The sequence below is a fragment of the Comamonas sp. UBA7840 genome (assembly GCF_002501455.1).
Lineage (GTDB): Bacteria > Pseudomonadota > Gammaproteobacteria > Burkholderiales > Burkholderiaceae_C > Comamonas > Comamonas jiangduensis.
Genome location: NZ_DLTI01000020.1, coordinates 63,457 through 89,477, shown reverse-complemented (window position 1 = coordinate 89,477; position 26,021 = coordinate 63,457). Strand labels below are relative to the sequence as shown.

The window sequence follows — 26,021 nt, the reverse complement described above, 5'->3', positions numbered from 1 at the left end:
GGAGAATGCAAAACGGCCTGTCATTGACAGGCCGTTTTTTTATCGTATGTCACCATCTGATGCTGCATGCAACATCCACGCTTTACGCAAACAACGCCCGCTGCAGCGGTGCGTAAGCGGCTGGCCCCACAGCTTCTTTGATCTTGGGTGCCACGGCTGCCAAATCTGCATAGCAAGTCGATCCCTCCACCGACAAATTCAAACGAAAGCCAGACAGACCCAGCTTGCCCGTCAACGCAACGGCCAAGGGGTAGGCATCACGGTAGCGATCCTGGTCGCTACGCTGGGGCATATCAGCCGGTGCCAGGTCTGGGGTATGGGCCACCAGATCTTGCAAAAAACCCGCTTGCTGCAGGGCTTCAATATCCGCCTGCACCACCCCCAAACCTTGGGTGGCAGCCAGTACCTGGGATACGCTGCGCTGGCCATCAAACAGCAAAAAAGCGGAGCGCACTTTACCTGCCAGCAGTGCGCTGCGCTCTTTAAAGGCTTGCTGGCCTTCCGGTGTTTTGATCAAAACCGCGCTCATACCGTCTCCTGAATTGGCTTGGTGCTGTTCAGCATCGCACACAAGCGGGCGGCGCTGCATTGGGGCAATCCATGTTGGGCTGCGAATTTTCGCTACTACTTCATGAGCATTTAGCGCTCACCCAATAACACTTTCAAATAATTTCATCATCGAAAGCTTTATCAATTGAGCGCTAGCAGCTATTTGTTTTGATGAATATGCGGTGTCAACCAGCTCACCAGCACGGTCGCCAGCAAGCCCGCCAGCACACCAAAAACCCCGGCAGACACGGGCTGAAGCCCCCACCACAGGCCATCGGCCAGCAAAATCGATGGCACCCAATGCTGCACCCACAGGCTGTGCGAGAGCATGTAATACAGCGCCACGCCCAAGCCTGACAACATGCCCGCAATGGCGCCATAGCGCGTCACGCCACGCCAGAAAATACCCAGCACCATTGCAGGTACAAAGGCAGAGGCCGCCAACGAAAAAGAAGCGGCCACCATGGGCAAAATATCGGAAGAGCGCTGCCCCGCCGCAAACGCCGCCAGCAACGCCACGCCCATGAGCATGAACTTGGACAAAATCACGCGCTGCTCTGAGGATGCCTGACGCAAGCGCCGCGAAACAATCAAGTCCCGCACCAGTGCATTGCTGATGGTGAGCAGCAGGCCATCGGCCGTCGACAGTGCCGCCGCCAGCCCGCCGGCCGCCACCAGCCCGGCCACCACATAGGGCAAGCCCCCAATTTCAGGGGTGGCCAGCATGATGAGATCGGCCCCCAGCCGCAACTCACCAAACTGCAAAATGCCATCGCGGTTAATGTCTTCCACCGACAGCAGCGACGCATCCACCCGCGCCCACTGGGCAATCCAGTTGGGCAGCTCATCAAAGCGCACGCCCACCAGGTTGTTCATCACTTCCAGCTTGATCAGCGCCGCCAGTGCTGGGGCACTCAAATAAATCAGGCCAATAAAAAACAGCGTCCATGCCACAGAAGTGCGTGCGCCCGACACAGAAGGCACGGTGTAGTAGCGCGTGAGCAAATGCGGCAGGCCTGCCGTGCCCAGCATCAGACAAAACATCAGCGCCAAGAAATTGTTGCGCTCATCGTTGAACTGGGCCCGCTCTGCGGGTGTGCCATCCGGGTCGCCACCAAAAGGCTGGCTGTGGCGTGGCAGACCGGACAAGGGTTTGGCACGCTCACGGTAATCTTGCAGTTGCTGGCGCCATTGCTGCTCGGCCACCGAAGGATTGCGCGGTAAGTTGGCGTATTCGCGGCTGATGGCCGCAATTTGCCCCATATCGCCATTGGTGGAGCGCAAGTAACGCAGCCGCTCGTGCAGCACCAGACGATCACGCTCCATCGCCAAGGGCACATCTTGGAGCTTGGCTTCCAGCGCGTCCGCGCGTTCGCTGTAGAGGTGCTGCACGGACAACTCCTGGGGCGACACCAGCAACTGCGCTTCCAGCTCGGCAATTTTTTGCAACTGGCTGGCATACGCAACCGCCGCCACGGGGTTGCCCAGCTGTTTGTAGGCCAGCCATGACACGGGAATCAGGAATGCCAGCAAGATCACCACGTACTGCGCCACCTGTGTCCAGGTCACGGCACGCATACCGCCCAGAAAAGAGCACAGCAGCACACCGCCCAGACCCAGCATGATGCCAATCTCAAACTGCACCCCGGTCAGCCGCGAAGCGATCAGCCCCACGCCGTAGATCTGCGCCACCACATACGTGAAGGAGCACACAATCGAGGCAATCGCTGCAATCTTGCGGGGCCAGCGCCCACCAAAGCGCTGCTGGAAAAAGTCCGGCAACGTGTACAAATTCATGGCGCGCAGGTGGGGCGCCACCAGCATGGCCACCAAGCAGAACCCGCCCGTCCAACCCAGCAAGTACGCCAGCCCCCCTGGCTGTCCGCTGCTGCCACCAAAGCCTTGCAAATACAAAGCGCCCGATAAGCTGATGAAAGACGCCGCGCTCATCCAGTCAGCGGCAGCTGCCATACCGTTGTACATGGGGGGAATACGGCGACCAGCGACGTAGTATTCATCGGCATCGCCGGTGCGCCCCCAGACACCGATACCGGCATACATCATCACCGGCACGAACAAAAAAATGGGGCCAATCCAGTGCCGTGACAGCCCCTGGCGCTCAGCCCAGGTCATCAGCAGCAGAAAAAGCAGCACGCAGACGCAGTACAGCCCGACCAGACGGTGGATACGCCACTGGTAGGCGCGCGCGCGAGGGAAAGATGCGGCGCTAGCGCCGGAAGGAATGGGCATGCAACGTGAAGGGAGGAGAAAAGCTGCGGCGTGCTTAGGCCGAGCGCTCGAACAAATCCATCACTACACAGTAAACCAGCGCGATCAGCATGAACATCAGGACTGCCCCTTGGGCGGCCATCCAGTAGCCCAGCTGCCAGCCTTGCACCCAGGCCTGCAAGTCCCGCGCAAAAAACACCACCCCAAATGAAGACACCACCCAGACTGCCAGCAAAACTGCTTTGAGCCACAGGTGGTGTGTGTCATGCCAATCGGGGGGCATATGCCCCCCGTTGGCCGAGATTGGATCTGGCCCGCCATGCACATCATTTTCAGAAAACTGCATCACAGGCCTTTCACGCAGGCGGTAAGTTAGCCCGCCAGATTCTGCCAAGTATCGATCACGGTGTCGGGGTTCAGCGAGATCGAAACAATGCCCTTGTCTGCCAGCCACTTGGCAAAGTCAGGGTGGTCGGATGGGCCTTGACCGCAGATACCCACGTACTTGCCCTTGGCCAAGCACGCTTCAATCGCGCGCTCCAGCATCTTTTTCACGGCAGGATCGCGCTCGTCAAAGTCCGCTGCCAGCAATTCCAGACCGGAGTCGCGGTCCAGACCCAGGGTCAGCTGGGTCAGGTCGTTCGAGCCGATGGAGAAGCCGTCGAAGTATTCCAGGAACTCGTCGGCCAGGATGGCGTTGGAAGGCACTTCGCACATCATGATCAGCTTGAGCTCGTTCTCACCACGCTTGAGGCCGTTGTCGCCCAGCATGGTGGTCACGCGCTCAGCCTGCTTCAGCGTACGCACGAAGGGAATCATGATCTGCACGTTGGTCAGGCCCATGTCCTCACGCACACGGCGCAGGGCTTCGCATTCCATCTTGAAGGCTTCACCGAAGTCTTCAGAGATATAACGCGCAGCACCGCGGAAGCCCAGCATCGGATTCTCTTCCTCAGGCTCGTAGCGGCTGCCACCGATCAGCTTGCGGTATTCGTTGGACTTGAAGTCCGACATGCGCACGATCACGGGCTTGGGCCAGAACGCAGCAGCAATCGTTGCCACGCCTTCGGCCACCTTGTCGACGTAGAAAGCGCGGGGCGATGCATGGCCGCGGGCCACGGATTCCACGGCCTTCTTCAGGTCAGGGTCTACCGCTGGGTAGTCCAGGATGGCCTTGGGGTGCACACCAATGTTGTTGTTGATGATGAACTCCAAGCGGGCCAGACCCACGCCCTGGTTGGGCAACTGGGCAAAGTCAAAAGCCAGCTGGGGGTTGCCCACGTTCATCATGATCTTGGTGCTGATCTCGGGCATTTCGCCGCGCACCACTTCGGTCACTTCGGTTTCGATCAGGCCGTCGTAGATCTTGCCGGTATCGCCTTCAGCGCAGGACACGGTCACCAAGGTGCCATCCTTCAGAAGCGCGGTGGCGTCACCGCAGCCAACCACGGCAGGAATGCCCAACTCACGCGCAATGATGGCGGCGTGGCAGGTACGACCACCACGGTTGGTGACGATGGCGCTGGCGCGCTTCATGACGGGTTCCCAGTTGGGGTCGGTCATGTCGGTCACCAGCACGTCGCCGGCTTTCACTTGGTCCATCTGCGAGATGTCAGACACCAGACGGACAGGGCCGGTACCAATCTTTTGACCAATCGCGCGGCCTTCGGCCAGCACATTGCCTGTGCCCTTGAGCTTGTAGCGCAGCTCGGCTTGGCCCTTGGACTGGCTCTTCACGGTTTCAGGACGTGCTTGCAGAATGTATAGGTGGCCGTCAGTGCCGTCCTTGCCCCACTCGATGTCCATGGGGCGGCCATAGTGCTCTTCGATCACCAGCGCGTAACGGGCCAGCTCTTGCACATCAGCGTCGGTCAGCGAGTAGCGGTTGCGCAGCTCGGGGGCCACGTCGGTGGTCTTGACCAGCTTGCCGGAAGCAGCTTTTTCCTCGGGTGTGGAAAACACCATCTGGATCAGCTTGGAGCCCAGATTGCGGCGAATCAGCGCATTCTTGCCCGCCTTGAGCATGGGCTTGTGCACGTAGAACTCGTCAGGGTTGACGGCGCCTTGCACCACGGTTTCGCCCAGGCCATAGCTGGAAGTGATGAAGACCACGTCTTCAAAACCGGATTCGGTGTCGATGGTGAACATCACGCCGGCTGCGCCCAAGTCGGAGCGCACCATGCGCTGCACGCCAGCGGACAGTGCCACCACATCGTGCTCAAAGCCCTTGTGCACGCGGTAGGAGATGGCGCGGTCGTTGTACAGCGACGCAAACACTTCCTTCATCTTGTGCAGCACGTCGTCGATACCGACCACGTTCAGGAAGGTCTCTTGCTGGCCAGCAAAGGATGCGTCGGGCAAGTCTTCGGCGGTGGCCGACGAGCGCACGGCGAACGAAGCAGCTTCGTTGCCACCTTGCAGTGTGATGAAAGCGGCGCGGATGGCGGCTTCCAGGTCTGCGGGGAAAGGTTGTGCTTCCACCATGGCGCGGATTTCGGCGCCGACGCTAGCCAGTGCGCGCACATCGTCCACGTCCAGCGCCTTCAGCTTGGCCGAAATCTTGTCGGCCAGACCTTCAAACGCCAGGAATTCGCGGAAGGCGTGGGCCGTGGTGGCAAAGCCGGTGGGCACGCGCACGCCCTGAGGCAGCTGGGAGATCATTTCGCCGAGCGAGGCGTTTTTACCGCCTACGACTTCGACGTCGCTCATACGCAATTGCTCGAAAGGCACGACCAAAGCGGTCGCTTCGAAACGGTTAGACATGGGAGGCTCCAAAGTTAAAAACCGGTACGTCCCAGCGGCGGTGCCAACACACCCGCCTGCTGGATGCACTTGCTGCACACCGACCACAACTTTGCTGTTCGAGGTTATCGGTCATCGGTAGCCAGCCCGTGCAGCGCCTGGAGAGGCTCCAAGCGCTTGAATCTTTGCGCAGGCATTCTACTCCTGCCCAGCAATGCGCGCTGTTATCTGGCTCGCGCCGTGCAGATGCTCACCGCCCTCTGAAGGGCAGCTGTGTTTAGCCCGCTGTTTCCAAAGGACAATATGGCGCACACCATCAATTTCATAGCTGCTTACGCTTTTATATCAATGGTTTAAATGTCAAATAGCTTTAAACCTACGGCTGGATAAACGTGGCAAGCTATCTTTTTTTGATCACGTGCAGCCCACCTCCACATTCCATGCGCCAGCCAAGCGCAGACTGGCGCTGAAATTAGGAATAATGCGCAGCACCGCACGCCTTGCCGCGCACACTGGCTCTGCCTTTGCCGTGCAAGCGCGCGCTTGTTTGACTCGACTTGGAAAACTGCCCATGCACTCGCGCACCGTATACGTAATTTCTGACGGCACAGGGATCACCGCCGAAACCTTCGGCACCGCCTTGATGGCGCAGTTCGATATCAAACCCCGCATTGTGCGCATTCCCTTCGTCGACACTGTTGACAAGGCCCATCAAGCGGTACGCCAGATCAACCACACCGGTGAGGTGGAGGGCAAAAAGCCCATCGTGTTCAGCACCTTGGTCAACCAAGACGTGGTGGCCGTCATCCACGATCACTGCAAAGGTTTGTTGATGGACATGTTTGGCACCTTTGTGCAGCCGCTCGAAGACGAGCTGGGCATGAAGAGCCAACACCGCGTGGGCCGGTTTTCAGACATCAGCCAGAGCAAAGAGTATCTGGACCGCATGGAAGCCATCAACTACACGCTGGCCCACGATGATGGCCAGACCAACCACGACCTCAGCGGCGCCGATGTGGTGCTGGTGGGCGTCAGCCGCTCGGGCAAGACCCCCACCAGCCTGTACCTGGCGATGCAATTTGGCCTGAAAGTGGCCAACTACCCGCTGATTCCCGAAGACTTTGAGCGCAAAAAGCTGCCCCCGGCGCTGGAGCCCATCAAGAAAAAGCTGTTTGGCCTGACGATCGACCCCATCCGTCTGTCCACCATCCGCAACGAGCGCCGCCCCGGCTCGCGCTACGCCAGCCTGGAAAACTGCCGCTCGGAAGTGCATGAAGCCGAAGCCATGATGCGCCGCGCGGGGGTCAACTGGCTGTCCACCACCACCAAATCGATCGAAGAGATTTCGACCACCATCTTGCAAGAGGTGCTGCCTCAGCGCCTGGGAGTGGGGCTGCACGGCTAAGCTGCCGCTCTCCTAATCCATGCTCCAAATAGCTGCCAGCGCTTGATAGATCAGCGCAGGCAGCTATTTTTTTGGGCCAACCGCTTTCGCCCTATCGGCACGAAAAGTTCTCCCCACCAGCCCCCAACAAGCTTGTGGACAAGTGCACCTAGCCCACTGGATAAGGGGCTTAAGCTATTGTCACGATAGGAACTTTCTATGACTGCCAGTTTTTTAAGCACCGCTAGCCTGCGACACCGCTGCTGTGCTGGGCCATGCGGTGCAGCCATGTCGAAAAAGCCGTCACCACCGTTGAGGGCATGGTCTGCGCGGGGGTGATGAGGTAGTAGCCGCGCTCGCCCCGCAAAGGCTGGGCGCAGGCCACCACCAGCTCACCGCGCGCCAGTTCTGCCTCCACCAGCATGGGTGGAATCAGCGCCACCCCCATGCCCTGCGTGGCTGCCACTGCCAGCATGGAAAACAGCTCATAACGCGGCCCGTCCATGGCGCGCTGCGCATCCACCCCCACCGACTGAAACCACTGCACCCAACCTTGCGGGCGCGTGCTTTGCTGCAGCAGCGGCAAATCTGCCAGCGCCTGCGGGGCCAGCGGCTGCCACGCACGCCCCAGATCGCGCTGCACGGCCCGGGCCAGCAGCTGGGGGCTGCACACGGGCACCACGTCTTCGTCCATCAAGTGCAGGGCTTCAATCCCCGGCCAATTGCGCACCTGATCGGGCGTGCCCGCATACAAAGCGGCATCAAAGCCCGTGTCGGCGAACAAAAACGGGCGGGTTTGCACATCAATGTGCACGGTGATGTCTGGGTAGGTTTTGGCCAGTTGCGGCAGGCGCGGCATCAGCCAGCGCGTGGCAAACGTGGGCACGGCCGCCAGTTTGATGGTGCCGCCCGCACCCTGGTGGGCCATGAGGTCGAGCGTGTCACGCTCCATGCCCAGCAACCAGCTGCGCACCTTGCGCGCATAGGCCTCGCCAGCCGGCGTGAGGGCCACGCCATGGCGCGTGCGGCGAAACAACTCCACACCCACAAACGCTTCCAGCGCAATCACCTGGCGCGAAACGGCCCCTTGCGTCAGCGCCAGCTCTTGCGCGGCGCGGGTATAGCTTTCGTGGCGGGCGGCTGCCTCAAAACAAGCCAGGGCTTGGGTAGAAGGGATAGAGCGGCGCATGGAAGGGTGGCTGTTTGATGGAGGGCAAGACAAGGCTGCACATGCTGCCGCAATTGCACCGCACATTCAAGCTATACATGCGCAAACCTCATATCTGGATGCAAACAAATCGTTTGCCTGGCACCCACCCTCTTTGTACGATGGCTTCCATTGACCGGCATGCATGCACAAAACCGCATGCATTGCCACCAGACCACCCAGAGACATCCAAGGAGCACCACATGTCCAACTTCCAATGGCAAGACCCCTTTCACCTGGACGAGCAACTGACCGCCGACGAGCGCATGATCCGCGACGCGGCCTATGAGTATTGCCAAGGCAAGCTGATGCCCCGCGTGCAAGACATGTTCCGCCACGAAAAGACCGACGTGACCATCTTCCGCGAGATGGGCGAGCTGGGTCTGCTGGGCCCCACCATCCCCACCGAATACGGCGGCGCCGGCCTGAACTATGTGAGCTACGGCCTGGTGGCCCGCGAGATTGAGCGCGTGGACTCGGGCTACCGCTCCATGGCCTCCGTGCAGTCGTCGCTGGTGATGGTGCCGATCAACGAATTCGGCACCGAAGCCCAGAAGCAGAAGTACCTGCCCAAGCTGGCGTCCGGTGAATTCATTGGCTGCTTCGGTCTGACCGAGCCTGACCACGGCTCCGACCCCGGCTCCATGGCCACCCGCGCCTACAAGGTCGACGGCGGCTACAAGCTCAAGGGCTCCAAGATGTGGATCACCAACAGCCCCGTGGCCGACGTGTTCGTGGTCTGGGCAAAGGAAGTGTCCGAAGCCGGCAACGTGGGCCAGATCCGCGGCTTCATCCTGGACAAGGGCATGAAGGGCCTGTCCGCCCCCGCCATCCACGGCAAGGTGGGCCTGCGCGCCTCCATCACCGGTGAAATCGTGATGGACGACGTGTTCGTGCCCGAAGAAAACGCCTTCCCTGAAGTGCGCGGCCTGAAAGGCCCCTTCACCTGCCTGAACAGCGCCCGCTTTGGCATTGCCTGGGGCGCCATGGGTGCGGCCGAGTTCTGCTGGCACACCGCCCGCCAGTACACGCTGGACCGCAAGCAGTTTGGCCGCCCCCTGGCCGCCAACCAGCTGATCCAGAAGAAGCTGGCCGACATGCAGACCGAAATCACCCTGGGCCTGCAAGCCGCCCTGCGCGTGGGCCGCATGAAGGACGAGCACCAGAACGTGGTCGAGATCACCTCGCTGATCAAGCGCAACAACTGCGGCAAGGCGCTGGACGTGGCACGCCTGGCGCGCGACATGATGGGTGGTAACGGCATCTCTGATGAGTTTGGCGTCGCCCGCCACCTGGTGAACCTGGAAGTGGTCAACACCTACGAAGGCACGCACGATGTGCACGCACTGATCCTGGGCCGCGCACAAACTGGCATTGCTGCCTTCTGCAACTAATTCCCTGTTGTCTCCTAGGGCGCTGCTAGGCGCTCTGGTTTGAGGAGCTGCTAGCGCACGCATTTCAAGCACTTCAGATGCAAACGTATTTGGAAAGCTTGATTCACGAGCGCTAGCCGCTCCTTTTTTGTTAAGGACATACCATGCAAAACACCGCATCCCGCAGTGCACTGGCAGGCATCAAGGTCTTGGATTTGTCACGCGTCCTGGCGGGGCCTTGGGCCACCCAAATGCTGGCCGACCTGGGGGCCGATGTGATCAAGGTCGAACGCCCGGTCGCGGGCGACGACACCCGCCACTGGGGCCCTCCGTTCCTGAAGGACGATGCGGGCAGCGACACGCGCGAGGCCAGTTACTTCACCGCCTGCAACCGCAACAAGCGCAGCATCACCGTGGACATGGCCCACCCCGAAGGCCAGGCCCTGCTGCGCCAGATGGCGGCCGAGGCCGACGTGGTGGTCGAGAACTTCAAGGTCGGCGGCCTGGCGCAATACGGGCTGGACTACGACAGCCTCAAAGCCCTGAACCCCAAGCTGATCTACTGCTCCATCACCGGCTTTGGCCAAGACGGCCCCTATGCCGAGCGCGCCGGGTACGATTTGATGGTGCAGGCCATGTGCGGCCTGATGAGCATCACCGGCCATGCCGATGGGCAACCAGGCGGCGGCCCACTCAAAGTGGGCGTGGCGGTGATCGATGTGTTCACCGGCCTGTACGCCAGCAACGCGATTTTGGCGGCCATCAATGCCCGCGACAACGCGCGCAACGGCTCGGGCGAAGGCCAGTACATCGACATGGCGCTGCTGGATGTGGGCATGGCCGTGCTGGCCAACCAGGCGGCAGGGTATCTCGCCACCGGCCAAGCACCGGGGCGTGCGGGCAATATCCACCCCAGCCTGGCGCCCTACCAGGACTTCAAAACCAGCGATGGCAATGTGCTGCTGGCCATTGGCAACGACGGCCAGTTCGCGCGCTTTTGCGCAGCGGTACATCAACCCGAATGGGCGCAGGATGCGCGCTTTGCCACCAACACGGCCCGCGTGCAAAACCGCACGGCATTGTTGGCGCTGCTGGAGCCGATGATGCAAACGCGCGGCACGCAGGAATGGATTGCACTGCTGGAGGACAAGGCCGTACCTTGTGGCCCCATCAACACCGTCGCCCAGGCCTTTGCAGACCCGCAAGTGCGCCACCGCGGCATTGCGCAGTCATTGCCACGCCAAGCGGGTGATGGCATCGGCCATGTGGCCACCGTGGCCAACCCGATGCGGCTGTCGGCCACCCCTGTCACCTACCGCAGTGCTCCACCCACGCTGGGGCAGCACACCCACGAAGTGCTGCGAGAGATGGGCGTGAGCGAGGCCCGCATTAGCGCCCTGTATGCCGATCAGGTGATCTAGTCCCCCTTGGTGCTGAACCGCTTCGCAGCGGTTTAGCCCCTTACCCCCCAGGACGTATGGCGGTCAAGCGCCAGGCCTGCGCATACCTGTTTGCAGGCACTTCATCATCAAGTGATTACCCTATACAAAGGGTTTAACCTTAGGATTTTGACCTACACAGCCCCCCGCAACCTCTCTAGCATCTGTCTTCTTTCAACAACAAAGATAAGGAGACTGCACATGATGCGTCGCTCTCTGCTGGCTGTTGCCGCACTGCTTACCCTCGGTACTGCCCACGCCCAAGCCAACTACCCCAACAAACCCATCAAGCTGCTGGTGCCCTTTGCTGCAGGCGGCACCACCGACCTGATTGCCCGCGTGGTTGCAGACCCCCTGGGCCGTGAACTGGGCCAGCCCGTGATTGTGGAAAACAAGGGCGGTGGCGGTGGCGCGATTGGTGCGGCAGAAACCGCACGCGCTGCACCCGATGGTTACAACCTGGGCATTGCCACCGTATCGACCACGGCCACCAACCCCGCCATCAACCCCAAGATTCCCTACAACGTGTTCACCGATTTCACGCCCATCGTGAACATCGCAGCCACGCCCAACATCATTGCAGCCAACCCCAAGTTCGTAGGCCAAGACTACAAGTCCTTCCTGGCCGAGCTGAAGAAGAACCCCGGCAAGCATTCGTTTGGCTCGCCCGGCACTGGCTCCATCGGTCACTTGATGATGGAAATGTTCATGCTGGCCACCGGCACCGAAATGCAGCACGTGCCCTACCGTGGCTCGGGCCCTGCACTGAACGACGCTGTAGCGGGCCAAATCCCGCTGCTGTTTGACAACTTCCCTTCCACCTTGCCCTTTATCCAAAGCAAGCGCCTGACTCCGCTGGTCGTGGCGGCACCCCAGCGTTTGGCTGTGCTGCCTGATGTGCCCACGCTGGCTGAAGTGGGTGCCCCTGGCGTGAACCGCATGGCCTACTACGGCGTGATTGGCCCCAAAGGCATGCCCAAAGACATCGTGGACAAGGTGAACAAAGCCGTACACAAAGTGCTGCAAGACCCCGCCGTGCGCAAGCGCATCGAGGAAACCGGTTCCTTGATCGTGGCCGACACCCCCGAGAAGTTTGCTGCCGAAATCAAGGCCGAATACACCGCCTACAAGGACGTGGTGGACAAGCAAAAGCTGACCATGGACTGATGCGGAAGACAGCCCCACGCTGGGTTGATTCACAAAAAAAGGACTGCCTGGGCAGTCCTTTTTTAATAGCTAACTGCGCTTGCTAGATAAGCGCCCGATGCCAATTTATCTTAAATATCGACACTACCGATCAGTGGCGAATCAGGTGGTCAAACGCTGACAGCGCGGCCGTGGCACCGGCGCCGGCGGCAATGATGATCTGCTTGTACGGCACATTCGTGCAGTCACCGGCCGCGAACACGCCGGGCACATTGGTGTGGCCCTTAGCATCGATCTCGATCTCGCCAAAGCGCGTCAGGTTGACCGTGCCCTTGAGCCAGTCGGTGTTGGGCAGCAGGCCGATCTGCACGAAGATGCCTTCCAGCGCCAGCTGGTGGACCTCATCGGTTGTGCGATCCTTGTAGGTGATACCGGTGACCTTCTTGCCGTCGCCGTTCACTTCGGTGGTCTGGGCGTTCAGGATCACGGTCACGTTGGGCAGGCTGCGCAGCTTCTTTTGCAGCACGGCATCGGCCTTCAACTCGCTGGCAAATTCCAGCACCGTCACGCTCTTGACCAAGCCGGCCAGGTCGATGGCCGCTTCCACGCCGGAGTTGCCACCGCCAATCACCGCCACGTCTTTGCCCTTGAACAGGGGGCCGTCGCAGTGCGGGCAGAAGGTCACGCCCTTGGTGCGGTACTGCTCCTCACCAGGCACGTTCATGTTGCGCCAGCGCGCGCCGGTCGACAGGATCACGGTCTTGGACTTGAGCACCGCACCCGAGGCGGTGTGCACTTCGATCAGGCCGCCCTCGGTGGTAGCGGGCACCAGCTTGGCGCCGGTCTGCTGGTTCATCACGTCGACTTCATAGTCACGGATATGGGCCGCCATGGCCGCAGCCAGCTTGGGGCCATCGGTCTTGCTGACCGAGATGAAGTTCTCGATGTCCACCGTGTCCAGCACCTGGCCGCCCAGGCGCTCGGCAGCAATCCCAGTGCGGATGCCCTTGCGGGCGGCATAGATGGCCGCAGCGGCACCGGCGGGGCCACCGCCGACCACCAGCACGTCAAACGCCTCCTTGGCCGAAATCTTGGCGGCTTCGCGGGCAGCGGCGCCGGTGTCCACCTTGGCAACGATTTCCGCCAGCTCCATACGGCCCTGGCCAAAGCGCTCGCCATTCACGAACACGGTGGGCACGCCCATGACTTCGCGGTCCTTGACTTCGTCCTGGAACAGGCCTCCGTCGATCGCGGTGTGGGTGATCTGGGGGTTCAGGGCTGACATCAGGTTCAGCGCCTGCACCACATCGGGGCAGTTGTGGCAGGACAGCGAGTAATAGGTCTCGAAATGCAGCGGTGCATCAATGGCCTTGACCTGCTCCAGCAAGTCGGCCGATTCCTTGGAAGGGTGGCCGCCGACATGCAACAGCGCCAGCACCAGGGAAGTGAATTCGTGCCCCAGTGGCACACCGGCAAAACGCACGCCGGTTTCAACGCCGGGGTTGTTGATGGCAAACGAGGGCTTGCGCACGTTCAGGTCGTTATTCTCGACCACGGTGATCTTGTCGCTGAGCGCCGCAATGTCGGCCAGCAGGGACTTGACTTCGCCAGCCGCCTTGCTGTCGTCCAAAGTGGCCACCAGTTCGAGCGGCTTTTGCAGGCGTTCGAGGTAAGCTTTGAGTTGGGTCTTGAGATTGGCGTCGAGCATAATAGTCAAATCCTAATAAAATTCTTTTTTGATAGCCAGTGATTGCTTGGTTGAAAAAAAGCCCGGGCCTCGCCCAGGCTTTTCATGGGCAATCGGATTAGATCTTGCCGACCAGGTCCAGCGAAGGAGCCAGGGTAGCTTCGCCTTCGTTCCACTTGGCGGGGCACACTTCACCGGGGTGGTTGCGCACGTACTGGGCAGCCTTCACCTTGCGCAGCAGGTCTTCGGCGTTGCGGCCGATGCCTTCCGCGGTGATTTCCACAGCTTGGATCACGCCATCGGGGTCAACGATGAAGGTGCCGCGGTCGGCCAGGCCCACGCCGGGGCGCATCACTTCGAAGTTGTTGGTCACCACGCCAGATGGGTCACCGATCATGGTGTACTTGATCTTGCCGATGGTTTCGGAAGCGTCGTGCCATGCCTTGTGCACGAAGTGGGTGTCGGTGGACACGGAGTAGATTTCTACGCCCAGCTTCTGGAATTGGTCGTAGTGGTCAGCCACGTCGCCCAGTTCGGTAGGGCACACGAAGGTGAAGTCAGCGGGGTAGAAGAAGAACACAGCCCACTTGCCCAGCACGTCCTTTTCGGACACTTCGATAAACTTGCCATCCTTGAATGCGGAGGCTTGGAAAGGCTTGATAACGGTATTGATAACGGACATGTTGTTTCCTTATGTGATTCGACTGAACACAGACTGTAGTCTAAGCGCTTACATTTAATAAAACCAATCAATTGACTTAATCAAATTGATTGCACAAAGCTATCACTCAATACAAACACGACTTATCATCAACCGCAGCCACTGCGCGCCAGTGTGGACATCGGGCGTCACAGAACCACCATCCCGCACAATACGTTCCACCACCTCACTACAAAAGGAGCCCCCCATGAAAGGCGATCCACAAGTCATTGCAGCGCTGCAAGCACAACTCAAAAATGAACTGACCGCCATCAACCAGTACTACATGCACTACCGCATGTACAAGCACTGGGGCTTTGAGGCGCTCGCCAAAGTGGAGTACAAAGAATCGATCGGCGAAATGAAGCACGCCGACGTGCTGATGGATCGTATCTTCATGCTGGACGGGCTGCCCAATCTGCAGGATCTGGGCAAGCTGCAAATTGGTGAAGATGTGCCCGAAGCCCTGCAGTGCGACCTGAACCTGGAGCTGGCGGCCCAGGCCACCATCAAGGACGGCATCAAGACGGCAGAAGCTGCGCACGATTTTGTCTCTCGTGACCTGCTGCTCAAGATTCTGGACGACACCGAAGAACATATCGACTTTCTGGAAACCCAGTTGGATCTGATTGAGAAAGTCGGTGTGCAAAACTACTTGCAGACCCAGATGGGCGAGGCTGAGGGACATTGAGTCTGCTCAGGCATCTCCGGCAGCAGCCTATGTAGCAAAAACCGGTGCTAGCCCTTACCCCATCTACGCTAGCAGCTATCAATTAAAAACGGAGCCTTCGGGCTCCGTTGTTCATTGCGCTGTGGTGCGCTCACAGCTCTGGCACCAGAAAATCCCGGGTGATGGACTCACCCAGCAGGTTCACCCGGTCCAGGAACTGCGTCAGATAAGCGTGCAAGCCGGTGTCCAGAATTTCATCGATGCGGCCGTACTGCAGATCGGCCAGCAGGCGCCCTGCCTTGCGCTGGCTTTCCTGCGATCCCTCATGGGCCACGGCCTTGAGGTTGTCCACCACTTCGCGCATGCAGGCGTGCAGCGAGCGCGGCATGTCCGCGCGCAGTACCAGCAGGTCTGCCACACGCGCAGGCGTGATCACGTCGCGGTAGACCTTGCGGTACACCTCGAACGCTGACACGCTGCGCAGCAACGCGCTCCAGTGGTAAAAATCCAGCTGCTGCCCTGCTTTGCGACTGAAGTCCACCCCGTGATAGTCACGCTCAACGGCATGAAAGCGCACATCCAGCAGCCGCGCCGTGTTGTCTGCACGCTCTAAAAAAGTACCCATGCGCACGAAGTTAAAGGCTTCGTCTTGCAGCATGGTGCCCAACGCCACTCCGCGTGCAAGGTGCGAGCGGTACTTGACCCATTCAAACAGCTGGCCGGGGTCTTTGCCCAAGGCACCACCAGACAGCTGCGTGCGCAGCGCCAGCCATGTTTGGTTTTGCGTTTCCCAGATTTCCGTCGTCAACGCTCCGCGCACCGCGCGTGCGTTTTCACGCGCTGCACGCAAGCACGCGACGATGGATGCGGGGTTGCGCTCATCAGCCACCATGAAAAAAAGGACGTTGTCGCGCGTGACTTCGCCGTAGCGTGACTGGTACGCCGGAATCAACTCACTGATCGACAGCACCCCTTGCCACACCCGCGTGGCATCTTCAGCGCGCATGGGCAGCATGGAGGTGTCATAGCTCACACTCAGCATGCGGGCAGTGTTTTCTGCCCGCTCGGTATAGCGCGACATCCAGAACAAATGGTCAGCAGTGCGGCTTAGCATTTCATCCTCCCCGAACCATGCCATACGGCTGTGCTTGCGCTGCCAGCAACGCAGCTTGCCCAGGCTCACCCAGCACCCAGGTGTCTTTGGTTCCGCCACCTTGAGAAGAATTGACCACCAGCGATCCCTCTTTCAAAGCCACGCGGGTCAGACCACCCGCCACCATGTGCACGCCTTCGCTGCTACTGAGCACAAAAGGGCGCAAGTCAATGTGACGCGGCGCAATGCCCGCCTGCACCATCGTCGGGCAGCTCGACAGGCTCAGCGTCGGCTGGGCAATATAGCCCGCAGGGTTCGCCCGCAATGCGTTGCGGAAGTCTTCAAGCTCTGCCGTCGTCGCTGCAGGGCCAATCAACATGCCATAGCCACCAGCGCCATGAACTTCCTTGACCACCAACTCCTGCAAATGCTCCAGCACATACCGCAGGTCGTCGGGCTTGCGGCACAGCCAGGTGGGCACGTTGTTGAGAATGGGCGCTTCACCCAGGTAAAAGCGGATCATGTCCGGCACGTAGGGGTAGACCGACTTATCGTCCGCAATCCCCGTTCCCACCGCATTGCAAATCGTCACATTGCCTGCGCGGTAAGCCTCCATCAAGCCCGCACACCCCAGTGTCGAGGTCGAACGGAAAACATCGGGGTCTAAAAAGTCATCATCCACCCGACGGTAAATCACATCGACCCGCTGCAGGCCACGGGTGGTGCGCATGTACACCACCTGATTGCGTACCACCAAGTCCTGGCCTTCGACCAACTCTACCCCCATTTGCTGGGCCAAAAAGGCATGTTCAAAGTAAGCACTGTTGTACATGCCGGGGGTCAGCACCACGACGGTCGCGGTGGCCGCTGCAGCACTGGGCGGAGCGCTGGCACGCAAGGTATCGAGCAACATATCGGGGTAATGCGCCACCGGCTCGACCGCGTGTGCGCTGAACAAGTCAGGAAACAAGCGCATCATCATCTTGCGGTTTTCCAGCATGTAAGACACACCGGAAGGCACGCGCAGATTGTCTTCCAGCACGTAATACTCACCCTCGCCCTGCGCATTGGGGGCACGCACGATGTCAATGCCAGCAACGTGCGCGTAAATATGGCCGGGCACCTGCAGCCCGCACATCTCAGGGCGGAACTGGCTGTTCCCGTCAATCAGTTCACGCGGAACAATGCCCGCCCGCAGAATTTCCTGCCCGTTGTAGATGTCACCGATAAAGCGGTTGAGCGCGGTCACACGCTGCACCAGCCCTTGCTGCATACGCTGCCACTCACCGGCAGGAATGATGCGGGGAATCAAGTCAAACGGAATCAGCCGCTCCGTTCCGGCGCCGCCTTCGTCCTTGTCACCATAGACAGCAAACGTAATGCCCACCCGGCGAAAAATCATTTCTGCCTCGGCCTGGCGTGCCTGCATCGCAGCAGGCGCTTGGCGTGCCAGCCACTGGGCATAGGCCTTGTAATGGGGCCGCACATCGCTGCCATCGAAAGGCAGCATGGCGTACATTTCATCAAACTTTTGCATCTTCGCGCGCCTCCCACACATGGATTGCTGCTTCTCCAGCAAGAATCAGGCCTGCATGAACTTGCCCGCCCGCAACAGCCTGTCACTGCAGCATCCAAAGTGCAATGGAGTGTAGCAACCAGGCTAGATCTCAAGGGGACAGGGTCGACCAATACCTGCGCCGATACGCGCGCTCACACTGCACCTGATCGGGCTGCGTGGAGCGCCACCACGCGGCCCCACATGTCGGCGTTGCGACCCAGGCAACACCGGCGCGCTGGTAACGCTCCACCACGGCAGGTGCAGGGTGCCCAAACCGGTTGCGATAGCCGGCCTGGGCAATCGCTATCGCAGGTTGTACCGCCTCAATCCATGCGGCGCTGGAAGATGTGGTACTGCCGTGGTGCGGCACCAGCAGCACCTGGGCGCGCACATCTGCACCAGCACGAATAAGCGCCCGCTCCTGCTGCGCTTCAATATCGCCGCTCAACAACGCCCGCTGTCCTGCCAGGCTTTCTACCTGCAGCACGCAGCTGCTAGCGTTGCTGGCGGTATGGACCGCGCGCACCCCAGGCACTGTGGGCAAGGGGTGGAGCACCTGAAAATGCACACCATCCCAGCGCCATGACTGGCCTGCCTGGCAAGGTAGGCCACCGGCACCCAAGCCTTGCGACTGCGGGAAGGCCTGCTGCACCGAAGGCGCACCTCCTGCATGGTCGCTGTCGGCATGGCTGATCATGTGTGCCGAAAGATCCACGCCCAGCGCCCGCAACACCGGCACCACCGTACGCTCTCCTGCATCGACATGCTCCGACCAGCGGGGCCCTGCATCAAACAACAGACTGTGGTGCTGTGTGCGTACCAGCACCGCACTGCCTTGCCCCACATCCAGCGCCAACAGATCAAACTGCCCCCACGCTGGGGTTGCAGGCTGCCACCAGAGCATGGGCATAACCAGCGGCAGTCCCAGCAAGCGCCAGCGCCAACCCCAAGGCATCGCCAGCCACAAGCACCCCAGCACGCCTGCCACCGCTGCCCACCACGCAGGCTGCGCAAAGTACAGCACAGCCACCGGCCATGCTGCCATGGCCTCCAGCAGCCAGATCATGGCCGTCACCCCGGATACCGCCAGCTGCCACAAAGGCGGCCATAGTGCCCCCAGCATGGACAGTGGCGTGACCACCAACGTCACCCAAGGTATGGCCCACAAGTTCACCAGCAAGCCCACCACCGAGATTTGACCAAACAGCAGCAGCGTCAGCGGCGCCAGGGCCAGCCCTAGCACTGCCTGCTCTCTCAGCAGTCGCAACCCGGCATGGCGGTACTTTTTCTCGCGCCGATTGCGGCCCGGGGGCTGCACGGCAAACAGCACCCCCACTGCCACAAAGCTCAACCAGAACCCGGCTTGCAACAAGCTCCACGGATCCAGCACCACCACCACGGTCAGCACCGTCAACCACACCACAGGCCAAGGCCATGTGCGCCCTTGGGTACGCAAGAGCACCACCACCAGCAGCATGCCAATCGTGCGTTGGGCCGGAATGCCCCAACCGCTGAACACGGCGTACACCGTGGCCAAGCACCAGCCAGCCCATGCCGCTGCCAGCGGCGCTGGCAGCCACAAGCAACAGCGCGCACTGCGGCGCCATCCTGCATTGACCAGCGCAACAGCCAGCCACGCAAACATTGTGATGTGCAAGCCACTGATGCTGACCAAGTGGGCAACGCCCGTATCTCTGAACAATTGCCAATCTGCACGCGTGATGCGGGACTGAGCCCCTGTCACCAAGGCCTGTACCACGCCCCACGATGCCTGCTCACGCGCTGATGCCCCCTCTGGCGGTTGCATCGCTTGCAGCAAGCGGCCACGCAACTGCGCCACCGGTGCCCGCGCTGTTTGTGCCAGCCATTGCGGCGGCGCCCCCTCGCCGTTGTCGCTGCCACCCCCACTGCGGTGCTGGCGCACATAACCGGTTGCTTGCACCCCTTGGCTCCACAGCCACAACTCCCAATCCATGCTGTGCGGATTGCGTTCCCCATGGGGGGCTTTAAGGCGCACTGTCCATGCCCAGCGCTGGCCGGCCTGCAAGCCTTCGGCTGGCGGCTCTCCATACCAGGCCAGCATCACGCCCTCGGGCAACCGAATGGGCATGCCTTGTGCCCATGCTTGCTCGATGTCAAAACGCATGCGCACCCCGCGCGCTGTGGTCTGCGGCATGTCGGCAATCACACCCTCAACGCGGACATCACGGCCCTCCCGAGCAGCGGGCATGGCCGTTTGCTGAAAAGCGGCTGCCCGCCATCCCGTACACCCCCAAGCCAACACCATCGCCAAGGCCAGCACACACCACGCACGACTGCGTGCGGGCTTGACCCACCACCCCAGCACCATGGCCAGCGCCACCGCTGCACCCGCGATGGCAACATACGCCCCGGGCGAAAACAGTGCACTTTGCTGCAGTTGCAAGGCACTGCCAGCCACCAAACCCACCATGGCATATACGCCGGTGACTGGTCGCTGGGGCAAAGCGCTGCAATGTATTGGCATACTGGCAAGCATGCGGCGTGAAGGCTGGGTATGCAAAGCCAGTCACCCAGTTACGCCCCTCTCCAACAAGACGAAAGGAAAACACCATGAGCGTTTATGACCAACTGCAAGCCCTGAACATCCAACTGCCAGCCGCCGCTGTACCTGCTGCGGCCTATGTGCCGTTTGTACAAACGGGCAATTTGGTGTTCTTGAGCGGCCACATTGCCAAAAAAGAGGGGCAAGTCTGGGCCGGCCAACTCGGCGCCAACATTTCCACCGAAGAGGGCAAACAAGCAGCGCGCGCCGTGGCCATTGATTTGCTGGGCACTTTGCAAGTGGCCTGCGGCGGTGATCTGAACCGCGTGCAACGCATCATCAAGGTGATGAGCTTGGTCAACTCCACCCCGAGCTTCACCGAGCAACACCTGGTGACCAATGGCTGCTCCGAGCTGATCGCCGAGGTTTTTGGCGACAAAGGTACGCACGCCCGCAGCGCATTTGGCGTGGCCCAAATCCCCATGGGCGCATGCGTGGAAATTGAACTGATCGCGGAAATTGCCTGATTAAAAATAAGAGCTGCCTGCGCAATGCAGCTTTTTATTTCAATATCAAAACATATTGAAAGCCAATATCCAAAAGCGCCAACAGCTCTTGTTTTTAATATTTCTAGCCATAAAAAAGCGCACTATCCATCCGAAGTGCGCTTTTTTCTTACGGCAACGGTGCCCCACAGCCCAGACTGGGTGAACTAAGCCTGCAACGCGCTGGCCGCCCAATTGGCATCTTGTGCCATGGCAATCCGCTGGTCTGCCACCGCAGCCAATTGGTCTGCACGCACCAAACTGGCATCCAGTTGCGCCAAAGGCAGCAGCACAAAAGCGCGCTCATACATGCGCGGGTGCGGCACGGTCAGCGCTGGGGTGTCCAGCTGCGCATTGCCCCACAGCAAAATATCCAAATCCAGTGTGCGCGGCGCATTGCGGTAAGGGCGCTCACGGCCTGCGGCCAGCTCCAAAGTTTGCAGCGCCTGCAAAAAAGCCTCGGGGCTTTTTTGCGTCTGCAGTGCAGCCACGGCGTTCAAATAGTCTGGCCCAGTTGCATCCACGGGTGCGCTGCTGTAGAGCGATGACACGGCCAGCAACTGGGTCTGCGGCAGGGCCGCCATCGCACGGAGTGCTTGCAGCAGCGCCTCTCCCCGGTCACCCAAATTGGCCCCCAGGCCTACATACACACGCACGCCAGTCATCACTCGGCTTCGGCCGCGCCGGCCGCGCCGGCTGCGGCGGCCGCGCCACTGCCTGCGGGCTTGCGACGGCGGCGGCGCTTTTTCTTCGTCGGCGCATCACCCAGCGCCTGAGCGCCTTCATGGCCAATGGCGGCATCCTGTGGAACATCACCCGACTCGGCTTGGCGCACCGTCTTACGCGGCTGGGCCGACTTTTGCTTTTGGCGCTGCTCTTCACGGGCCTGGGCCACCAAGTCTTCGCGGTGTGCATCGTCCGACGCCTGGAAGTCTTGCCACCACTGCGCCAGTGCCTCGTCCACCTCGCCCACATCAGCGCGCAGGCGCAAAAAGTCAAAGCCTGCACGAAAGCGCACTTGCAGCACCATGCCAAACGGGGATGAGCCGGTGCGCTTGTCAAAGCGCGGCTGCATGACCCAGATTTCACGCATGTCCGCAGCCAGCTTGCCGCGGCCTGAGACATCGCCAATGCGCTGGTCAAACACTTCGTCAATCGCTTCGCTCAGCGCAGGGAAGGCGTGAAAGCCCTTTTTCAGGCGCTGATCCCAGCCCGTCTTCACGTCTTGCCACAGCACGCAAGCCAGCATAAAGCTGGGCGCCACGGGCTTGCCTTCGCCCACGCGGCGATCGGTATCGGCCAGCACCGCTTGCACGAAGGGGTGGTCTGCACGCTCGACCACCACGTCCAGCAAGGGATAAATGCCCTTGGCAAGGCCCAGCTTTTTGAGCTGCTCAATCGATGCCAGCGCATGACCGGTTTGCAGCAGCTTGAGCATTTCGTCAAACAAGCGGCTCTGGGGCACTTCTTTGAGCAAGTGCTCCGACTCCACCAAGGGTTTGGCCGTCTTGGACTCCAGCTTAAAACCCAGCTGGCTGAGCTTGGCCACAAAACGCACGGCACGAATAATGCGCACTGGGTCTTCGCGGTAGCGCGTAGCCGCGTCGCCAATCATGCGCAACACCCGTTTTTGCGCATCTTGGATTCCTTTGTGGAAATCCACCACGACTTCGCTTTCCGGGTCGTAGTACATGGCATTCACGGTGAAGTCGCGGCGCGTCGCATCCTGGTCTTGCGGGCCCCAGACGTTGTCACGCAGCACGCGGCCGCTGGCATCCACGGCATGCTTCATATGCGCCAGCGCCAGCTTGCTGGTGCGCTCATTGCCGCTGACTTGTTCGGCCAGGCTGTTGTCCAGGAAGGCGCGGAAGGTGGAGACTTCAATCACCTCATGCTCACGCCCACGCCCGTACACCACGTGCACGATGCGAAAACGCTTACCAATGATGAAGGCACGGCGAAACAGGTTTTTGACTTGCTCAGGCGTGGCATTGGTGGCCACATCGAAGTCTTTGGGGCGCAAACCCAGCAACAAGTCGCGCACCGCGCCGCCCACAATGTAGGCCTCAAAGCCTGCATCCTTGAGCGTGCGCACCACGTCAACGGCGCGCGGATCCACCAGCTGCGGATCAATGCCGTGCACACTGGCCGGCACCTCTTCACGCTTGCCAAAACGCGGCTTGCGCGAACGGGTGGCGGGCTCTTTGCCCAGCAATTTATCAATGATGGTTTTAATCATGTGTTTTCAGTAAACAGATCCAGCACGCGCCAGCCGCGCTCTTGCGCCAATGCGCGCAGACGGGGCTCGGGGTTGGTGGCCACAGGGTGATTGACACGCTCCAGCAAAGGCACGTCGTTCATGGAGTCGCTGTAGAAAGTGGATTCCACCGTATCCCAGGACAGCCCACGCGCCGCCAGCCAAGCATCCATGCGCGTGACCTTGCCTTCGCGCATATTAGGCAGGCCCTTCACTTCCCCCGTGAACCAGCCGTCGGCTCCGCGCTCCAGTTCCGTAGATAGCAAATGCTCCACACCAAACGCAGCAGCAATCGGCCGCGTGACAAACTCATTGGTGGCCGACGTGATCACCACCACATCGCCTGCACGCAAGTGGCTTTGCACCAGCGCCACAGCCTGGGGCTTGATGGCAGGGTGAATCACCGTTTGCATAAAGCGCTCATGCGCAGCAATGGCGGCTTGTTCGCCGCGTTGCACAATCGCTTCCGTGGCAAAGCGCACGTAATCTTGCACGTTCAGCGTTCCAGCTTGGTAATGGGCGAAGAACTCGTCATTGCGACGGCCAAACTCGGTGCGGTCGCACCAGCCCATCGCAATCGCAAACTCTCCCCAGCCATGGTCTGAATCCATAGGGATCAGCGTATGGTCAAGGTCAAACAGGGCCAGGCGCGGACGCTGAGCAGCAAGTGACATGCGTGTTTCAATCCAATAAAAAAAGCGAAAACGGTAGCTGGGGTGTGGGTGTTCATCCCCCCTCTCACTCCGTCTCCAGCATGGTTTTGAGCAATGGGATGGTGATGGCGCGCTTGTTGCGCAGCGCAAACTCGTCCAGCATGTCCAGCAACTGCATCAGGCTGGCCAAGTCGCGCGAGAAACGCTTGAGCATGTAGTCCACCACGTCCGCGCTGAGCGTCACCCCGCGCGCCGCTGCTTCGGTTTTGAGCACCTCTCGGCGCTCCTCCTCATTGGGCACATGCAGCTGAAACACATGCCCCCAACCCAAACGGCTGCGTAAGTCATCACGCACCTCCATCGCGGCGGGCGGCGCATCTCCTGCGGACAAAATCCAGCACGGCGAGCCACTGGGAGGGTTGATCGCGTTCACAAACCAGTTGAAGGCACGGGCTTGCTGCATGGGAGTGTATTGGTGGACATCATCCATCACCACCGCCGACCAGCGTTCATCAAACTCAGGCGGAAAGCCGGTTGATGCGTCCATCCACCCCACTTGCCCCCCCTGCTCACGCAGCATTTCACGCACCGCTTTGAGCAAATGGGTTTTGCCAGAGCCAGAAGCACCCCACAAGTAAGTAGGCACTGGCGAACGTGTCGCTGCGCCGAAACCATTGTTGACCCAGTTCTGGAGGTGGCTGACCACCGGCGTGTTACGGCCTGCATAAAAGCGCGACAGGGACGGCCCAGTAGGCAAGCCAATATCCAGCGCCAGTTGCTTCATAGGAGGCATGCAGTCAAGACGCCCTGCCTGCGATCAAGCAAGTGCGTGTGCACCAAAAATGCAATCAAGGGCAAAACCGTAGGCATGAAGAGGAAACGAACGAGAACTCCCCGCCCAGTGTGGTGACCGGGGGACGTGCAAGAGAGCAGCAGCAATTGCTACAACAATTTGCACATTTTAGTCTGCTTCCACCGATCTCACAGACTGCGCCCGTATCCCTGCACTACATGCGCCACATACGCTGAATACCCTAGAGACGCTAAACACCCTAGCAAAGACGCCCCCCGGGGGTACGCTCATATTCTGCGATGCCCTGCCTCGGTAAAGCGGCATGAAGGACATACCCTAATGTCTCGACTTAGAATCGCAGGATTCCCCTCGCCCGCGCGGGCCTCACTGCACAGATCCATCTCATGAGCACTTCTGCCTCCTCCACCCCCATCTCCTACAAAGACGCTGGCGTTGACATCGACGCGGGCGACGCCTTGGTCGAGCGCATCAAGCCCTTGGCCAAAAAAACCATGCGCGAAGGCGTCATGGCCGGTATTGGCGGCTTTGGTGCACTGTTTGAAGTGCCTAAGCGCTACAAAGAACCCGTCTTGGTGTCTGGCACCGACGGCGTGGGCACCAAGCTGCGACTGGCTTTTGAGTGGAACATGCACGACACCGTGGGCATCGACCTAGTGGCCATGAGCGTCAACGACGTGCTGGTGCAAGGGGCCGAGCCCCTGTTCTTCCTGGACTACTTTGCCTGCGGCAAGCTGGACGTGGACACGGCAGCAGCCGTGGTGGGCGGTATTGCCAAGGGTTGCGAGCTGTCTGGCTGCGCCCTGATCGGCGGTGAAACCGCAGAAATGCCCGGCATGTACCCCGACGGCGAGTACGACCTGGCAGGCTTTGCCGTCGGCGCCGTGGAGAAGTCCAAAATTTTGACGGGCCAGAACGTCAAACCCGGTGACGTGGTACTGGGCTTGGCCTCGGCCGGCGTGCACTCCAACGGTTTTTCGCTGGTGCGCAAGTGCATCGAGCGTGCAGAAGCCAATGGCACCGTGCCTGCCACCCTGGACGGCAAGCCCTTCAAAAACGCAGTGATGGAACCTACCCGCCTGTACGTCAAGAACGTGCTAGCCGCCTTGGCCCAGCACCCCATCAAGGCGCTGGCGCACATCACAGGCGGCGGTTTGCTGGAAAACATTCCCCGCGTGCTACCCGAGGGCACGGGCGCCGACCTGAAGGCGGGCAGCTGGCCCCAGACCGAGCTGTTTGCCTGGCTGCAAAAGACCGCGGGGATTGATGATGTGGAAATGAACCGCACCTTCAACAACGGCATTGGCATGGTGATCGTGGTCGCCGCTGAAGAAGCACAGGCCACTGCAGCAACTTTGCGTCAACTGGGTGAAACCGTCTACACGATCGGTAACATTACGGAACGCAGCGAAGGCGCCGCAGTCCAAGTCAAATAGTTTTTCTTCTAAAGCGAT

At 60.3% G+C, this 26,021-nt stretch carries 21 protein-coding genes; 7 read left to right on the top strand and 14 right to left on the bottom strand.

Features of this window, described 5'->3' with window-relative positions:
• Window positions 1–82: 82 nt before the first annotated feature.
• The 4 genes from B3R00_RS06160 to ppsA all read right to left on the bottom strand — a co-directional run bounded on the left by B3R00_RS06160 (window position 83) and on the right by ppsA (window position 5,541).
• Window positions 83–529, bottom strand: coding sequence for a hypothetical protein (locus B3R00_RS06160; protein WP_286998066.1), 447 nt, complete (start codon window positions 527–529; stop codon window positions 83–85).
• A gap of 179 nt (window positions 530–708) precedes the next feature.
• Complete coding sequence (locus tag B3R00_RS06155; protein WP_286998065.1) at window positions 709–2,799, bottom strand: VC_2705 family sodium/solute symporter; 2,091 nt, start codon at window positions 2,797–2,799, stop codon at window positions 709–711.
• A gap of 34 nt (window positions 2,800–2,833) precedes the next feature.
• Entirely contained in the window at window positions 2,834–3,124 is a 291-nt protein-coding gene (locus B3R00_RS06150; RefSeq protein ID WP_174862523.1) for a DUF4212 domain-containing protein, read from the bottom strand.
• Window positions 3,125–3,150: 26 nt separating this feature from the next.
• Window positions 3,151–5,541 carry a phosphoenolpyruvate synthase gene (gene ppsA, locus B3R00_RS06145; protein ID WP_286998064.1) on the bottom strand — a complete coding sequence of 797 codons (2,391 nt, stop codon included), beginning with the start codon at window positions 5,539–5,541 and terminating at the stop codon, window positions 3,151–3,153.
• 550 nt (window positions 5,542–6,091) lie between these two features.
• On the opposite strand from ppsA, the gene ppsR reads away from it, so the two are divergent.
• Window positions 6,092–6,925, top strand: a complete 834-nt coding sequence (ppsR, locus tag B3R00_RS06140; RefSeq protein ID WP_174862521.1) for a posphoenolpyruvate synthetase regulatory kinase/phosphorylase PpsR — start codon at window positions 6,092–6,094, stop codon at window positions 6,923–6,925.
• A 223-nt stretch (window positions 6,926–7,148) separates the two neighbouring features.
• Here ppsR and B3R00_RS06135 read toward each other — a convergent pair whose 3' ends face one another.
• Complete coding sequence (locus tag B3R00_RS06135; RefSeq protein ID WP_286998062.1) at window positions 7,149–8,093, bottom strand: LysR family transcriptional regulator; 945 nt, start codon at window positions 8,091–8,093, stop codon at window positions 7,149–7,151.
• Between the two features lie 221 nt (window positions 8,094–8,314).
• Here B3R00_RS06135 and B3R00_RS06130 point away from each other — a divergent pair, with 221 nt between their 5' ends.
• From B3R00_RS06130 to B3R00_RS06120, 3 genes are all read left to right on the top strand, one after another.
• Window positions 8,315–9,505 carry an acyl-CoA dehydrogenase gene (locus B3R00_RS06130; RefSeq protein ID WP_286998060.1) on the top strand — a complete coding sequence of 397 codons (1,191 nt, stop codon included), beginning with the start codon at window positions 8,315–8,317 and terminating at the stop codon, window positions 9,503–9,505.
• A gap of 143 nt (window positions 9,506–9,648) precedes the next feature.
• The gene (locus B3R00_RS06125; RefSeq protein WP_286998059.1) at window positions 9,649–10,905 is read left to right on the top strand and encodes a CaiB/BaiF CoA transferase family protein; all 1,257 of its coding nucleotides are present in this window, start codon (window positions 9,649–9,651) and stop codon (window positions 10,903–10,905) included.
• A 219-nt stretch (window positions 10,906–11,124) separates the two neighbouring features.
• Window positions 11,125–12,090 carry a tripartite tricarboxylate transporter substrate binding protein BugE gene (locus B3R00_RS06120; RefSeq protein ID WP_219162467.1) on the top strand — a complete coding sequence of 322 codons (966 nt, stop codon included), beginning with the start codon at window positions 11,125–11,127 and terminating at the stop codon, window positions 12,088–12,090.
• 130 nt (window positions 12,091–12,220) lie between these two features.
• On the opposite strand, the gene ahpF is transcribed toward B3R00_RS06120, so the two are convergent.
• Both ahpF and ahpC read right to left on the bottom strand, forming a co-directional pair.
• Window positions 12,221–13,777 carry an alkyl hydroperoxide reductase subunit F gene (ahpF, locus tag B3R00_RS06115; protein ID WP_286998058.1) on the bottom strand — a complete coding sequence of 519 codons (1,557 nt, stop codon included), beginning with the start codon at window positions 13,775–13,777 and terminating at the stop codon, window positions 12,221–12,223.
• 97 nt (window positions 13,778–13,874) lie between these two features.
• Window positions 13,875–14,438: an alkyl hydroperoxide reductase subunit C gene (ahpC, locus tag B3R00_RS06110; RefSeq protein ID WP_042413974.1), complete on the bottom strand. Its 564-nt coding sequence runs from the start codon at window positions 14,436–14,438 to the stop codon at window positions 13,875–13,877.
• 226 nt (window positions 14,439–14,664) lie between these two features.
• Here ahpC and bfr point away from each other — a divergent pair, with 226 nt between their 5' ends.
• A complete protein-coding gene (gene bfr / locus B3R00_RS06105; protein ID WP_286998055.1) occupies window positions 14,665–15,147 on the top strand; it encodes a bacterioferritin in 483 nt (160 codons plus the stop codon).
• A 130-nt stretch (window positions 15,148–15,277) separates the two neighbouring features.
• Here the strand turns inward: bfr and B3R00_RS06100 are convergent, their stop codons facing one another.
• From B3R00_RS06100 to B3R00_RS06090, 3 genes are all read right to left on the bottom strand, one after another.
• Window positions 15,278–16,240 carry an alpha-E domain-containing protein gene (locus B3R00_RS06100; protein ID WP_286998054.1) on the bottom strand — a complete coding sequence of 321 codons (963 nt, stop codon included), beginning with the start codon at window positions 16,238–16,240 and terminating at the stop codon, window positions 15,278–15,280.
• A gap of 1 nt (window position 16,241) precedes the next feature.
• Window positions 16,242–17,756, bottom strand: a complete 1,515-nt coding sequence (locus B3R00_RS06095) for a circularly permuted type 2 ATP-grasp protein (RefSeq protein WP_286998052.1) — start codon at window positions 17,754–17,756, stop codon at window positions 16,242–16,244.
• Between the two features lie 130 nt (window positions 17,757–17,886).
• The gene (locus B3R00_RS06090) at window positions 17,887–20,262 is read right to left on the bottom strand and encodes a DNA internalization-related competence protein ComEC/Rec2 (RefSeq protein WP_312425380.1); all 2,376 of its coding nucleotides are present in this window, start codon (window positions 20,260–20,262) and stop codon (window positions 17,887–17,889) included.
• A gap of 107 nt (window positions 20,263–20,369) precedes the next feature.
• Here B3R00_RS06090 and B3R00_RS06085 point away from each other — a divergent pair, with 107 nt between their 5' ends.
• On the top strand, window positions 20,370–20,828 hold the full coding sequence (locus B3R00_RS06085; RefSeq protein ID WP_219162472.1) for a RidA family protein: 459 nt from the start codon (window positions 20,370–20,372) through the stop codon (window positions 20,826–20,828).
• Window positions 20,829–21,013: 185 nt separating this feature from the next.
• Here the strand turns inward: B3R00_RS06085 and folK are convergent, their stop codons facing one another.
• The 4 genes from folK to hda form a co-directional block, all read right to left on the bottom strand.
• A complete protein-coding gene (gene folK, locus B3R00_RS06080) occupies window positions 21,014–21,511 on the bottom strand; it encodes a 2-amino-4-hydroxy-6-hydroxymethyldihydropteridine diphosphokinase (RefSeq protein WP_286998050.1) in 498 nt (165 codons plus the stop codon).
• Window positions 21,511–23,085, bottom strand: coding sequence for a polynucleotide adenylyltransferase PcnB (gene pcnB, locus B3R00_RS06075; RefSeq protein WP_286998048.1), 1,575 nt, complete (start codon window positions 23,083–23,085; stop codon window positions 21,511–21,513). The genes folK and pcnB overlap by 1 nt, the downstream gene beginning before the upstream one ends.
• Window positions 23,082–23,777 (bottom strand): HAD family hydrolase, encoded by a 696-nt coding sequence (locus tag B3R00_RS06070; RefSeq protein WP_286998046.1) that lies wholly within the window; start codon window positions 23,775–23,777, stop codon window positions 23,082–23,084. Before B3R00_RS06070 ends, pcnB begins: the two co-directional genes overlap by 4 nt.
• A gap of 64 nt (window positions 23,778–23,841) precedes the next feature.
• Window positions 23,842–24,540, bottom strand: a complete 699-nt coding sequence (hda, locus tag B3R00_RS06065; protein WP_286998218.1) for a DnaA regulatory inactivator Hda — start codon at window positions 24,538–24,540, stop codon at window positions 23,842–23,844.
• Window positions 24,541–24,953: 413 nt separating this feature from the next.
• On the opposite strand from hda, the gene purM reads away from it, so the two are divergent.
• Complete coding sequence (gene purM / locus B3R00_RS06060; RefSeq protein WP_219162474.1) at window positions 24,954–26,003, top strand: phosphoribosylformylglycinamidine cyclo-ligase; 1,050 nt, start codon at window positions 24,954–24,956, stop codon at window positions 26,001–26,003.
• Window positions 26,004–26,021: the final 18 nt, after the last annotated feature.